General features: G+C 36.9%; 10 protein-coding genes. 3 read left to right on the top strand and 7 right to left on the bottom strand.

Features of this window, described 5'->3' with window-relative positions; all coding sequences use genetic code 11:
* Positions 1–94: 94 nt before the first annotated feature.
* The 3 genes from GQR44_RS05615 to GQR44_RS05605 all read right to left on the bottom strand — a co-directional run bounded on the left by GQR44_RS05615 (position 95) and on the right by GQR44_RS05605 (position 5,176).
* Positions 95–1,039 (bottom strand): CsiV family protein, encoded by a 945-nt coding sequence (locus GQR44_RS05615; RefSeq protein ID WP_166370149.1) that lies wholly within the window; start codon positions 1,037–1,039, stop codon positions 95–97.
* 21 nt (positions 1,040–1,060) lie between these two features.
* Positions 1,061–4,540: a transcription-repair coupling factor gene (gene mfd, locus GQR44_RS05610; protein WP_166370147.1), complete on the bottom strand. Its 3,480-nt coding sequence runs from the start codon at positions 4,538–4,540 to the stop codon at positions 1,061–1,063.
* Positions 4,541–4,618: 78 nt separating this feature from the next.
* A complete protein-coding gene (locus GQR44_RS05605) occupies positions 4,619–5,176 on the bottom strand; it encodes a PilZ domain-containing protein (RefSeq protein ID WP_166370145.1) in 558 nt (185 codons plus the stop codon).
* A 356-nt stretch (positions 5,177–5,532) separates the two neighbouring features.
* Between GQR44_RS05605 and GQR44_RS05600 the strand changes: the two genes are divergently transcribed.
* The 3 genes from GQR44_RS05600 to lolE are packed head-to-tail and all read left to right on the top strand — an operon-like array spanning position 5,533 to position 8,676.
* Complete coding sequence (locus GQR44_RS05600; RefSeq protein ID WP_166370143.1) at positions 5,533–6,759, top strand: lipoprotein-releasing ABC transporter permease subunit; 1,227 nt, start codon at positions 5,533–5,535, stop codon at positions 6,757–6,759.
* Positions 6,752–7,435: a lipoprotein-releasing ABC transporter ATP-binding protein LolD gene (gene lolD / locus GQR44_RS05595; protein ID WP_166370141.1), complete on the top strand. Its 684-nt coding sequence runs from the start codon at positions 6,752–6,754 to the stop codon at positions 7,433–7,435. The genes GQR44_RS05600 and lolD overlap by 8 nt, the downstream gene beginning before the upstream one ends.
* The gene (lolE, locus tag GQR44_RS05590; protein ID WP_166370139.1) at positions 7,435–8,676 is read left to right on the top strand and encodes a lipoprotein-releasing ABC transporter permease subunit LolE; all 1,242 of its coding nucleotides are present in this window, start codon (positions 7,435–7,437) and stop codon (positions 8,674–8,676) included. Before lolD ends, lolE begins: the two co-directional genes overlap by 1 nt.
* Before the next feature lie 459 nt (positions 8,677–9,135).
* On the opposite strand, the gene GQR44_RS05585 is transcribed toward lolE, so the two are convergent.
* The 4 genes from GQR44_RS05585 to GQR44_RS05570 form a co-directional block, all read right to left on the bottom strand.
* A complete protein-coding gene (locus GQR44_RS05585; protein WP_028867605.1) occupies positions 9,136–9,792 on the bottom strand; it encodes a Bax inhibitor-1/YccA family protein in 657 nt (218 codons plus the stop codon).
* A 256-nt stretch (positions 9,793–10,048) separates the two neighbouring features.
* Positions 10,049–10,801: a triose-phosphate isomerase gene (tpiA, locus tag GQR44_RS05580; RefSeq protein ID WP_166370137.1), complete on the bottom strand. Its 753-nt coding sequence runs from the start codon at positions 10,799–10,801 to the stop codon at positions 10,049–10,051.
* 253 nt (positions 10,802–11,054) lie between these two features.
* A complete protein-coding gene (gene ttcA, locus GQR44_RS05575) occupies positions 11,055–11,996 on the bottom strand; it encodes a tRNA 2-thiocytidine(32) synthetase TtcA (RefSeq protein WP_166370135.1) in 942 nt (313 codons plus the stop codon).
* Between the two features lie 89 nt (positions 11,997–12,085).
* Positions 12,086–13,933 carry an EAL domain-containing protein gene (locus GQR44_RS05570; protein WP_166370133.1) on the bottom strand — a complete coding sequence of 616 codons (1,848 nt, stop codon included), beginning with the start codon at positions 13,931–13,933 and terminating at the stop codon, positions 12,086–12,088.
* Between the last annotated feature and the right edge of the window lie 124 nt (positions 13,934–14,057).

Below are 14,057 nucleotides of genomic sequence, written 5' to 3'. Positions count from 1 at the left end.
CTAATCAAAGTTCTCAGCTAACTAATAGATATAATTGAACACAAAAAAGGAAGCTAATTAGCTTCCTTTTTTGTTTAGTCGATAAACGTTGAGATTATCTAATTTTACGAATTTGTACAATCATGCCAAAAAGAGGGTGATCTAAGTAATGGATCTCACCACTGCGTAAACGTCTTGTTTGGTCAAATAAAGTTTCGGTGACCACGGTTTTTGTTTTAACACGTTGTTGAGGCAATGCCTGATCTACAATTTGAACTGCATCATCCGCTGTACCAGAAATATCCGTTTCCAATTGTGGGTTGGCTAAGACAGATTTTGAAGATGACACTTCTTTTTGCGTTTCGGTACGCACAATTAATTGACTTTCAATTTCTAAGTAACGTTGAACATAAAGTAAGAAATTACCATCTATCTCATATAAATCCCTAATTGCATTGTCTTTTTGTAACTCATCCAGTACATCTAATTTATCCGTTGCTGCAATCGGAAGAGGATCTGTTTCCTGGGGGTTATTAAGTTGTGCTTTTGCTGCGTCTGCCGCTTCTTGTCTTTTTTGTGCAATGATTTCTTCTTTATAGATATCTAATGCGTAGTTCTCACCAGCAAAAAGGTGAATAGGTAATGCATTTTGTTTACTCTGTACTGGCATGCGCCATGCAACATGTAATAAAGGCTTAAATAATTGATGGTTTTTAAGTCGGTTCAATTGTGACTTAAGTCTAAGATGATTACTGCTCAACCGCTGTAATCGATGCCCACCACTGATCATTTGTGCATCTGTAATTTGTACTGGGTTCTGTTCATGTAAACACGGATTATCACCCAAACAGTTTGTTGCTTGCTTAGCTTTTAATACCTCGAGGCGATCTCGTTTTTTTATGTAAACATTATTTTGATCTAATTGCTCACTGAGTTTTTGAACGTCAACATTACGCTTAAAAACGAGTATTTCAACATCAAACCAACGGTCACCAGCTGCTTGTATGTTAAATGAACATAGTGATGCGACGACTAATAATAAAGTAGAGCGAAAATTCAAAAGGTTGTCCTTTTATGAGATTTATTTGACAAGGTGTAATTTAAAGCTATCAAGTAATTGTTTCAACCAGTTTATGCGTTCTGCACTACTTTCTAGCGACATTGTGAATTTTAATTTACTGGGTCCGTCTAGTTTAAAGGTATTTGATTGCGTTTGCAGTAATGAAACAAGAAACATTGGATCCACTTTGGTATGTTCAGTAAAGGTGACTGCACCACCAAGTGCATGCGTTTCAATTCTCGCAATGCCAAGTTTTGAACAACGTTGCTTAATAGAGGTGACCGCTATTAAATTTTTAGTTGAATTTGGTAATAAGCCAAATCGGTCAATAAGTTCAACTTGGATTTCATTTAATTCATTATTATTCTTACTATTAGCAATACGTTTATATAACGATAAACGTGTATTCACATCGGTAATATAATCGTCGGGAATGAGTGCAGGTATGCGCAGTTCTACTTCTGCTTGTGTCGCTAATAAGTGCTCTAAACTAGGTTCTTGCCCATTTCGTAAAGCCTCTACTGCTTGGTTAAGCATATCCATATACAAATTAAAACCAATACTGGTAATCTGTCCGGATTGTTCATCACCTAATAACTCACCAGCACCCCGTATTTCTAAATCGTGTGTTGCTAGTGTGAATCCTGCCCCTAACGTATCTAATGAACCAATCGCCTGTAAACGTTTTTTTGCATCTTTGGTCATTAATTTTGGTGTTGGGGTTAATAAATACGCGTAAGCTTGATGGTGGGAACGACCTACACGACCACGCAATTGGTGTAATTGTGCTAAACCTAAGTGATCTGCTCGATTTATAATGATCGTATTCGCCGTTGGAATATCGATACCTGTTTCGATAATAGTGGTACACACCAACACATTTTGGCGTTGATGATAAAAGTCTGACATCACTCGCTCAAGTTGTTGCTCATTCATTTGACCGTGAGCCGTTGAAATCCTAGCTTGTGGTAATAGTTGTTGTAAATCAGCCGCCGCTTTATCAATGGTCTCAACATTATTGTGCAAAAAGTATACTTGACCACCGCGCATAATTTCACGTGTGATAGCATCACTGATGGTCTGATCACTGCGTTGTTGTACGAATGTTTTTACTGCTAAACGTTTCGCAGGCGGTGACGCGATAATTGATAAATCACGCATACCATTCATAGACATATTTAAAGTACGCGGGATCGGCGTTGCGGTCAGAGTGAGGATATCAATTTGTGCTCGTAGGCGTTTAATCTTCTCTTTTTGGCGTACACCAAAGCGATGTTCCTCATCGATAATTAATAACCCTAGGTCAGCAAACTTAATGCCATCACTTAATAGCTTATGGGTACCTATTAATATGTCGATTTTACCATCGGCAGCTTCTTGTAAAATTTGTTTTTGTTCTTTGGCTGTTTTAAAGCGAGATAATACCTCGACTCTTACTGGCCAATTAGCGAATCGATCTCGAAAGTTTTCGAAATGTTGTTGCGCAAGTAGGGTGGTAGGGACTAATAAAGCCACTTGTCTTGCATTGTCCGTTGCCATGAATGCTGCGCGCATTGCGACTTCCGTTTTACCAAAACCTACATCGCCACAGACTAACCTATCCATGGGTTGCGATGAACACATATCCGATATGACAGCATTGATGGACAGTGCTTGGTCATGGGTTTCTTCAAAGGGGAAATCATCACTGAACGCTGCATAATTAGCTTTATTTAATTGATATTTATAACCTTTTTTTGCTGCACGTTGCGCGTAAATTTCTAATAATTCAGCGGCGACGTCACGTACTTTTTCGGCCGCACGTTTTTTCGCCTTGGCCCAAGTATCGTTACCTAATTTACTGATCGGCGCGGTTTCTACATCACTACCGCTATAACGCCCGATTAAATGCAGCGAAGTAACCGGTACGTAAAGTTTGTCTCCGCGTAAATATTCAAGCGTTACAAACTCATTAACATTACCGGCCACTTCAATGGTCTGAAGGCCTAAATAGCGCGCGACACCATGGTCAATGTGAACCACGGGTTGACCTACTTTTAACTCTGCTAAATTACGTACTATATGTTCAGAGTTTTCTTCATTTTGTTTATCTTGGTTTTGACGCCTACGTTGGGTTATTTTATTACCAAGTAATTCCGTTTCAGTAATAAACGCAAATTCACTGTCTATGATTAAAAAGCTATGTTCAACGCGACTCACTGTGATGAAGACTTTGCTTTTACTTTTAATACATTCGGAGATGTTTGAGATTGATTTAATAGCAAGCTTAAGCGGGTGTAATAGTTCTAATAAAGCTTCTTTTCGCCCAGCTGATTCAACACTTAATACTACCTTACCGGAAAATTGTTTAATAAACTGTTCAATATTTTCCAGTGGTGCTTTGGCTTTATGATGTATTTTAATATCTGGTAAAGTAGTGAAAGGCAGATTGGTTTTCCCTGCCTTCGGTAACGCAAATGAGGTTGGCTGTAATTGATACTTAGGAAAAGCATTGATCTGTTTAAAGCATTGCTCTTGACGAAGGTATAATTCAATTGGTTGCAATAATGGACGTAATAAATCTACTCCACGTTCTTCAAAACGATGCGCAATGGTTTTCCAAAAATCATCCATCGCCTTTTGTATATCACCGACAACGCATAAACGTGTTTGTTTAGGGAAATAATCAAATAAAGTGGCTGTTTCATTAAAAAATAACGGTAAATAATACTCGATACCAGCGGGCAAATTGGTTTGCGAAATTTGTTGGTAGATAGAGTCAGCACTAGTACATATTTTCGCTGGAAACTTATCGCTATAAGCAGACTTAAACTGGCTTATTGCTTCTTTATCCGTTGCAAACTCATGCGCGGGCAATAATTTTATCTGTTTAATGGTGGGTAATGAACGTTGCGTTTCTGTATCAAATGGGCGTATCGAATCAACTTCGTCATCAAAAAAATCAATACGATAAGGTGTATCACTGGCCATCGGATAAACGTCTAACAAAGAGCCTCGAGCACAAAACTCACCGTGTTCTCTTACTTGATCAACGGCATAATAACCAGCTTCTTGTAATTGTTCGCGAAGTAATTGCAACTCTAATTTTTGCGACGTTTTAACCACTAACGTATGTTGTTTTAAATAACTAGGTGGCGCTAATCTTAATAATAACGTCGTGATTGGAACGATTAATATGCCATCTTTCATGGATGGTAATTGATACAAGGTTTCTATACGTGTGGATATAATGTCTTGATGTGGTGAAAAATGATCATAGGGCAAGGTTTCCCAATCGGGAAATAAATTCACCTCATATTTGTTTTCTGCAAAGTAAAGTAACTCTTGATGCAGCTTAATAGCACTCGGTGTGTCATTAACGATCACAACTAAAGGAGATTTTTGCGGGTTAGCTTGAGCGCATTGATTAATGACAAAACTTTGGCTACTACCTACTAAATTGCCAAATTGTTGCGTATCAGTAGATGATTTTAAAGGCGGTATCTCGAGTAAATTTTTCATATTATTGACTTTTCTTCATTACTTTATTCTGATGATTATTGCGATACTAAACAGATTGCTGATGACTGTTTTAAGTTATTAACTATTTAATTCACGCTGTTTTGCTCGATTTTTAAGTTGTTGTGATTGCACGTGTAAGCTGGCTCTAATTAATAGTTCTCGATCTTGTTCTCGAATAAAGGTGTAGTTAAAAACACATTCGCTTTCTGAGCTATCTGAAACACAGGCATAACAGTATATGGCAGAGGATTCTTCAGGTAAAAATATTTTTAATCTAACATTATCACCCACTGCCCATTTATCACTGCCAGCAACAATGATACTTCCAGCACTGAATTTAATGCTTTGATGACGAGCCTGTTGCTCATCCTGTTGTGTTAACACATAACTTAATAACGTATTTATTTTTTGATTTTGAGCTTGTAAAAAATGCCAAAGAGCTTGCGTATTTTCACTATTAAGTTTTAAAGGGGCTAGCATACTGACATCAGCTTGCGCCAGATCACTGGCCATTCTAAATGGGCCCGGTATCTCTTCTTCAAAGGCGCCTTGGTCAATGGGTAATTGAGTTTCATTAACAGGGTGCAAGTTAATGGAAAGTGTATGCTGCACTAAAAAATATTCGTTATTATCCATGTTTGCTAACCAAGTCATTATTGAGTGTGAGTGAAACTATTTTGTAAGAGTTTTGTCTGTCTTAGCGATTAAAGATACATTAGAATGGCGACTATTAAAATGTAATCAATGAGATAAGTCTATATTGAGGCTTAATTCTGGTTACAGAGATCGCAGTTATTTATTAAATATCTTGTTAGTCATGTTATTTACAATATCGATAGCTTTGTATCATTCAATTGATCAGTGTAGTAATAACTAATTATTGTTAGATAATTTATCTTAGAAATCCGTGCACAGTAGGGTATTGACTCGCTTTGCTTATCTCCATTTTAATTATAAGTGGCGTCATCATAAACAACTATTAAAAGGCAGTTATGTTTTATCCTTTAAGTGTATTTATCGGTTTACGGTATACAAAATCTAAACGTAATAATCAATTTGTATCGTTTGTTTCAATATTTTCAACCGGTGGCATTATTTTAGGCGTATTAGCATTAGTTACCGTCTTATCAGTTATGAATGGTTTCGAAGGGGAGTTAAAACAGCGTATCCTTGGCGCGATCCCACAGGCTAAACTTAGTAACCAAGCAAAGACCATTGACCATTGGCAACAACGTGTTGATGCAATTCCTGCAGATCCCCTCGTCATTGCTATTGAACCGATGATTAATGCTGAAGCGATATTGCAAAGCACAACGGCTTTGCAAGGTGTGAAGTTAGAAGGTATCTACCCGCAGAAATATAACAGTAAAATAGTTAAAGATAACATCTTTATGGGTGGCCTAGAGCTGTTGAAACCTAGTCAATATAACATCATTATTGGCGACCAATTAGCAAAGCAATTGAATGTGGGTATTGGTGATAAAGTACGCGTCATTTCCACCAGAGGGGCTCGTTATACACCAATTGGTCAAGTTCCTAGCCAGCGTAATTTTACCGTTGTTGGTTTATTTGATGTGGGCTCTGACGTTGATAAGTATTTGGTATTAATGCATGTCCAAGATGCGGCACGTTTAATTCGTATTCAAACAGATCAAGTGACGGATCTGCGTTTTTATTTTACCGAACCCTTTGCCGTTGAAGATTGGCAACCTCCAGTACTCGAAAAAGATGAAATCTTATTAGACTGGCGTAGTACGCACGGTGAACTTTTTGCCGCAGTTAAAATGGAAAGGAATATGATTTGGTTATTATTGTGTTTAATTATTGCGGTCGCTGCATTTAATATCTTATCCTCATCGGTGATGGTGGTAACGGATAAAAGCGCCGAAGTTGCGATATTAAAAACCCTAGGGATTCAAGCGTCTACGATCAACCTTATTTTTATTATTCAAGGTGCTTTCAGTGGTATTCTTGGCGCATTATTAGGGACAGGTTTAGGTTTGTTATTAAGTACTTACATTAATGAAGTAATGTCATTTTTAGGACTGCATCTATTAGCGAATGCTTCCGGTGGTACTCGACTCTTACCCGTTATACACGAACCATTTCAAATAGTATCGATTATGCTTGGTGCTATGTTGTTAAGTTTATTAGCCACTTTATACCCTGCATATAGAGCAGGAACAGTGAGCCCAGTCGAGGCATTAAGATATGAATAATTCAATTATAGTTTGTCAGAACTTAAGTAAAATTTACCAAGAAGGGCGCCTAGCCACGACTGTGTTACAAGGTGTCAATTTGACCGTGGAAAAAGGAGAGTTACTAGCTATTGTAGGTACTTCTGGATCAGGTAAAAGTACGTTATTACATTTGCTTGGGGCACTGGATGCCCCGTCTACTGGAGAGGTTATTTTTAATGATAATAACATCCATAAACTCTCTTCAAAGCAGCAAGCGAAGTGGCGTAACCAAGAGCTAGGTTTTGTTTACCAATTTCATCACTTATTATCAGAGTTCACTGCATTAGAAAATGTTGCCATGCCATTATTGATTGCAGGTGAGCCAGTTAAACTTGCGCAACAAAAAGCAACTGCATTATTAGAAAGAGTGGGGCTTAGTGAACGCATTCAACATCGACCTGCTGAATTATCTGGCGGTGAAAGGCAACGTGTTGCAATAGCACGTGCATTAATTAATAAACCTTCTCTTGTCTTAGCTGATGAACCTACCGGAAATTTAGATGCTAAAAGTGCAGAGTCTGTTTATCAGTTATTACGAGAATTAAATAGTGAATTTGGTACTGCTTTTATTGTGGTGACTCATGACCAACAGTTAGCCAATAAATTGCACAGACAATTATACATGGCGAACGGTATTTTACAGGACACTCCGTAATGTTTAGACCTTTACCATTATTTATTGGGCTACGTTATAGCAAAGCAAAACATAAAAATAAGTTTGTATCCTTCATTTCAATGGCTTCTATATTTGGCATTATTTTAGGTGTTGCTGTCTTAATTGTTGGCCTTTCAGCGATGAATGGCTTTGAAAAAGCATTACGAGATCAATTGTTAACCGTGATCCCGCATGCGGAATTAGAAGTAGTTAAAGGGGAGTTTAAAGATGAAACGGCTATTCTTTCTAAAATAAGAGCACATCCAGGTGTACTAGGTGCAAGCCCTTATATAGTAATGAATGCCCTGTTGCAAAAAGATATTAATATGAAAGCGTTGCAAATGCGCGCCATTACTCCTGAAAGTGAAACGCAAGTGACCGCGATAGAACAGTATATTAAACAGGGAGGCTGGGAGTTATTAAGCGCAGATGAAAATAGTCTTATTCTAGGTGAGCCGGTTGCCAAACAACTAGGCATTGAGGTAGGGCAATCTTTATCATTATTATTACCTCAAATTGGCTCAACGAAGCTTAAAGCTCCACGTAAGTTTACCTTTATCTTAACGGGTACCTTTAAAATGGGTGGGCAAGTTGATACTACATTGGGTTTTATCCATATCAACACGGCTAAAAAAATGCTTAACCTTAACCATGCTACAGGTATTGCCTTTAAAGTTGAGGATGTTTTAAAAGCACAGGTGCTGTCACGGGAGGTGGCGTATAGTATCCCTGTGTATATGTATATTAAAAGTTGGATCACAAGTCAAGGCTACTTATATCAAGATATTCAAATGGTTAAATCATTGATGTACGTTATTTTATTATTAGTAGTTGCCGTTGCTTGTTTTAATATTGTATCCACATTGGTAATGGCTGTGAATGAAAAACGCAGTGACATTGCTATCTTAAAAACAATGGGGATGGGGAAGTGGTCTCTACGTGCTATTTTTATGGTTCAAGGTGCGTTTAATGGCCTCATGGGAAGCCTACTAGGCGCGTTACTTGGTATCTACTTAGCTAGTAATTTAAGTCAGTTCTTTAGTGCGGTTGAAAATATTTTAGGTAGAAAGTTTATTTCTGGGGATATCTATTTTATTGATTATTTACCCTCACAAATCAACTATGACCAAGTGATCATTATTACACTGATTGCTTTTGTTATGAGTATCGTTGCAACGATATACCCCGCATGGACCGCGAGTAATATTGAACCTGCAAAAGAGTTAGGTTACAGCCACTAACCACTTGCCACTTTATCTCGATGGCCGTAAATCATGATGATCACAGGCCATCTAATCTATAGCATTACCATTTAAGAATGTAGCTATTTAGACACCTATTTAGACACCTATATAGTCATTTAACCGTATATGCCACCTATATCAGTTTTACGGTAGCTATTAACCGTATATGTAGTAATCAGGTAACAATCTAACAAACCTTTCTTATGTTCACGTTAATAAATAATTATTTAGAGGACTCTATGCTTTAAGTAAGGCTATTTTTGCTGTGTAAAATTCTATTGCTCGTCATCCCGGTCAATAAATATTATGGAGGTTAAAAACTGTTATGAAGGTTAAAAATCGCTATAAAAGTTAAAAAATAAGCAAAAAAAAGCGCATTAATAAATGCGCTTTTAAGAATATATCAGTAATTTAGTAAGCTAAAGTAGCATCTAAAATACTATAGGAGACTGATCATTAATCGTCTAAAATACCAAGAATGCTTAATAAGTGGATAAAGATATTAAAGATGTTTAAGTATAAAGAAACAGTCGCTCTAATGTAGTTAGTTTCACCACCGTTAATGATACGGCTAGTATCAAACAGAATAAAACCAGACATTATCATGACTACAACACTACTGATCACTAATTGGAAAAGTGGGATCTGTAGGAAAATATTAGCAATAATTGCAACAATTACAGCAATCATACCTGCCATTAAAAATCCGCCCATAAATGAGAAATCTTTTCGGCTAGTTAATACGTAAGCTGATAATGCAAAGAATATTATTGCGGTAGTACCAAGTGCCTGCATAATTAAAGCAGGGCCGTTTGGCATTGTTAGGTAATGGTTTAGCATATTACCTAGTGACGCACCCATCACACCAGTAAACATGAATACCCAGAATATACCCTTGCTAGAATTCGCTGTTTTAGACACTACAAATAAAAGACCAAATCCAACTAGCATTAAGACAAGTGACATCATTGGGCCGATACCTACCATTGTCGCAATAGTTGCAGTGACTGCACTAAACGCTAATGTCATGCCTAATAGCATATAGGTATTCTTTAATACTTTATTAATTGAAACTCCAACACCTTGTGCTTTAGTGTTAATTGAAGAATTCATAATTTACTCCGTTGAATAATGATTGTTAACAACATCATAACATCAGATTTTTTGCTTGTGCAGTATTTTTTATTGAGATAATGAAATAGCAGAAAGTTTTTAACTGCAAGTCATACCAGTGCGCATATTTGCTTGATCATTGTTATTGCTTAAAAGAGGGTATTATTGCGTTGTGTTTGATTGGAGGGCTTGAAATTAAAAAAGGCACTATAAAAGTGCCTTATTAGTATTGGGACATAGAGGTAGAAAGTGCTGCTTATTTAGCGCCTTCGATAATACCTACAAATTCCTCAATGATTAGTGCTGCACCACCTACTAAACCACCGTCGATGTCTGCTTGAGCAAATAGCTCTTTTGCACTGTTTGCTTTAACACTACCACCGTAAAGGATCTGTACTTTCTCAGCAACAACTTCACTTTGCGCTTTTAACCAAGAACGGATATGTGCATGAACTTCTTGTGCTTGCTCAGAAGTTGCAACTTTACCTGTACCGATAGCCCAAACTGGTTCGTAAGCGATTACTGAGTTTTCTAATGCTGCGATACCAGTAACATCAACCACTGCTTTAAGTTGAGTTTCAACAACAGCAAAAGTTTTATCAGTTTCACGTTCTTCTAGTGTTTCACCGATACATAATACAGGTACTAAACCATTTTCTTGAATCGCAACAAATTTAGCTGCAACAACTGCATCAGTTTCGTTGTGGTATTGGCGACGCTCTGAGTGACCTACTAGACTATATTTAGCGCCAAACTCTTTAACCATAACAGGTGAAGTCTCACCTGTGAATGCGCCTGCAACATTTGTGCTCACATCTTGTGCACCAAATTCAATGCTGCTGTCTGCTGTTAGGTTTGCAACTTGTTCAATAAAAATTGCTGGTGGGCATACTGCAACTTCAACATTAGTTGCTGCATCTGCTGCACTTTCGATACCTTTGATCAATGTAGCTACTGATTCTTTTGTACCGTTTAGTTTCCAGTTACCCATTACAAGAGGTGTTCTCATGTTTGACTCCGTTTTTTATATTGAAAGTTATATTAAAAGTAAAATTGAAAAAATTATATTGAAAATTAAATTAAAGCTTTATGTTCTTAAATAAGCTGGTGACCATGAGTTAGTCTCTCACTAATTCACATCATTCTTTGATTATGCGCGTAAATTATCTCTTATCGACCGTAAATACAAGGCTAGGTTGACTTAAAGGCTACTCTTTATTGGGTTAAATCAATAAAGAGTTTAATTTAACTGAGTAACAAGATTAATTGACCTCTGTAATTTGCACTGCTTGATGCTGTTTATAAAATTCGTTGTCAGCTGTTACTTGGTTTGCTAATTGCTCACTGGCTGGTTGTTTAAATGATTCCTTATCAAAGGCAATATCTCCGCCATCAATCACACCGGAATCCTTAGTAATGGATTTAAAATCAAATAAGCTAGTATCTGCTAAATGCGAAGGCACCACGTTTTGCATAGCAGTAAACATAGTTTCTAAACGACCTGGATAATTGACTTCCCAATCATTGAGCATATCTTTTGTTAATTGACGCTGTAAATTAGGCTGAGAACCACATAAATTACATGGAATAATAGGGAATTTTTGCAGTGTAGCAAACGCTTCAATATCTTTTTCTTTACAGTAAGCAAGCGGACGAATAACTACATGCTCACCATTGTCTGAAACAAGTTTGGCCGGCATCGACTTGAGTTTGCCTGCAAAAAATAAGTTAAGCATCATGGTTGCTAACATATCATCGCGGTGGTGACCGAGTGCAATTTTAGTGGCGCCAAGCTCTTTCGCAGTCTTGTATAAAATGCCTCGGCGTAAACGCGAACAAAGGCTACAAGTAGTTTTTCCGGGTTGTAGCTTTTCTTTAACGATACTGTAAGTATCTTGTTCTACTATTTTGTAGTCAACACCTAATGAGTCAAGGTATTGCGGCAATATATGCTCAGGAAAGCCTGGTTGTTTTTGATCTAAGTTAACCGCAATGATATCAAAGTTGATAGGCGCAACGGCTTTAAGCTGGCTTAGCATTTCCAATAGGGTGTAGCTGTCTTTACCACCAGATAAACAGACCATGATTTTATCACCATCTTCGATCATATTATAATCTGCAATGGCTTGTCCGGTTTGTCTACGCAACACTTTATTTAATTTTTTAAGGTTGAATTGATCTTTTTCTGAGAGTTGTTGCGTCATGGTATGCCTTGTTAATGGAGTATTAAAACAAGGCGCATTGTATAAAAAGAGGGGCGCAGATGCAAAGAGTAAAGGTCCCGCTAATGCATCTATAATGGAGTCGGTTCGGCGATTAAATAACCTTGTATCCCATCGATATACATGCTTTCAAGGATTTGTTTTTGTTCTAAGTGCTCAATACCTTCAGCGATAACTTGGCACTCCATTCGATGTGCAACATCAATGATCATGCGAATAAATTGTTGATTTGCACTATCTGATTCGAGGTTAGTAATTAAACTTGCGTCAAGTTTAATATAATCAGGTTTTAACTCTTCAAATAAACGAAAAGAACTGATCCCTTTGCCGAAATTGCAAATGGCAGAACGACTTCCCGCTCTTTTGAGCATATTAAAAACACGTTTACTCGCAATCAAGTTATGACCTAATAAACTTTCAGGAACTTCAAATACCAAGGAACCAGCTACATCGGGCTCTCTTAATAATAATCGCTCTAGCCATACCATAAAGCTACTATTGTGCATCGCCGAAGAACTAAGGTTTATACCCCATCTAGTGCTATATTCTGTGCGAAGACGACTACGATAAATTATCTTTTCAAGAATTATCTTTTCAAGTTTAATTATCGTATCAGTACGTTGTGCCATGGAAAAAACAGTATCAGTTGGAATGGTGTTGTTATGTTCACTGACAAAACGTGTAAATATTTCCTGATATCCTTTCATATTACGATGAATAGCTTGAACAGGTTGTTGTAAAAAAGTGAATGAACGATTAGTTATGATATCAGTAATAATTGATCGCCAATGCTGTTCACCGACTTGCAGTGTTTGGTTATCTATATTCTCTTCAAAAGCCCATGCATTAATACCACTGGTTTGAGCCTTTGCCAGTGCAATATCGGCTCGTGCTAACACATGCTCGGGTAATTGATTGGAGGAAATTAAAGTCATGCCATTAAAGGCAACATTTTCAAGGTTGTTAAGTAGTTGATATTGATCAAACTTTAGTTTTAGTTCATTGGCTAATTGCTGCGCATCGCCAATACTCATGCTATGACTAATAAAAGCAAATTCAGATCCTGAAATCCTAAATAAATGGATATCTTTATATTTATCAAGAACACCGTTAATGATATTTGCAACATTTACAACAAATTGATCGCCTTGTTGAAATCCACGGTGCATGTTAACCACTGATAACTCAAACAGTCGAATGATAGATAGGATGGCATGTTTACGATTACTTTCATCGGATAAAAACTCAGTAAGTTCTTTCCTAAATACATGGCGATTATTTAAGCCTGTTAATGAGTCCGCATTTATTTGTTGCGATAATAACGAGATCTTTTCTTTTTTGCTGTGCAAAGCAGAATCAAATAGACGTCTTTGTTCAATGAGTTCGATAGTGACCTTTTTAAAAGGTGTTATTTTAGATTTTTCATTAACGATTTCATTGACTAAGGCACTTTCTATTTTTTTTAGTAATCGAAATGAAATGGTATGATACAACAGCAAAGTGATAATAAGTGCGCTGACAATCAGCACTATAATAGATTGATATAATTTAAATAGTTCCGCATGAACACTTGTATATTGAATGCTTTGATTTTCAGTTGGGCTGTTAAAATTAGAAATCGGGGAGGGTAGTAAATTATTGAAAAGCTGGTTGACTGCTTTTTGACTATAAACAAGCGGGCTATTAAGACGGCTATTATTAATTTTTATATAACTAAATTGACTAAGTTCGAGGCTTTCTTCTAGCTCACCAATACTAGTAATAGTTGGTAATAAAGCTAGCTGAGAGTACGTTTTAGGTAGTTGTTGTTGCTCTAGTAGTATCGTGTTAAACGCACTTTTAGTTGCAATGATTAATGCCAAAGCTATCAATAAAGTGATCAAAGTAGAGATCCAAAGGCTTTTTTTATAATCGTTCACTTAACCTTCTCCTCGCATTAAAAACTGATTGTTATTGATAAGTGGTTATTAGTATTGTTATTAATAAATAGCTATTAGTCTTTTTTATAAAGATGAAATAAAACGCTGATTATTATCTTTAATA

The organism is Psychromonas sp. SA13A (assembly GCF_011378715.1).
GTDB lineage: Bacteria > Pseudomonadota > Gammaproteobacteria > Enterobacterales > Psychromonadaceae > Psychromonas.
This window is presented reverse-complemented; position numbering and strand designations above follow the sequence as displayed.

What these genes read in the sequence shown, in the direction of transcription:
- mfd (WP_166370147.1), bottom strand. Translation starts at nt 4,540, where the DNA reads ATGAAAAATTTACTCGAGATACCGCCTTTAAAATCATCTACTGATACG.
- GQR44_RS05605 (WP_166370145.1), bottom strand. Translation starts at nt 5,176, where the DNA reads ATGGATAATAACGAATATTTTTTAGTGCAGCATACACTTTCCATTAAC.
- GQR44_RS05600 (WP_166370143.1), top strand. Translation starts at nt 5,533, where the DNA reads ATGTTTTATCCTTTAAGTGTATTTATCGGTTTACGGTATACAAAATCT.
- lolD (WP_166370141.1), top strand. Translation starts at nt 6,752, where the DNA reads ATGAATAATTCAATTATAGTTTGTCAGAACTTAAGTAAAATTTACCAA.
- lolE (WP_166370139.1), top strand. Translation starts at nt 7,435, where the DNA reads ATGTTTAGACCTTTACCATTATTTATTGGGCTACGTTATAGCAAAGCA.
- GQR44_RS05585 (WP_028867605.1), bottom strand. Translation starts at nt 9,792, where the DNA reads ATGAATTCTTCAATTAACACTAAAGCACAAGGTGTTGGAGTTTCAATT.
- tpiA (WP_166370137.1), bottom strand. Translation starts at nt 10,801, where the DNA reads ATGAGAACACCTCTTGTAATGGGTAACTGGAAACTAAACGGTACAAAA.
- ttcA (WP_166370135.1), bottom strand. Translation starts at nt 11,996, where the DNA reads ATGACGCAACAACTCTCAGAAAAAGATCAATTCAACCTTAAAAAATTA.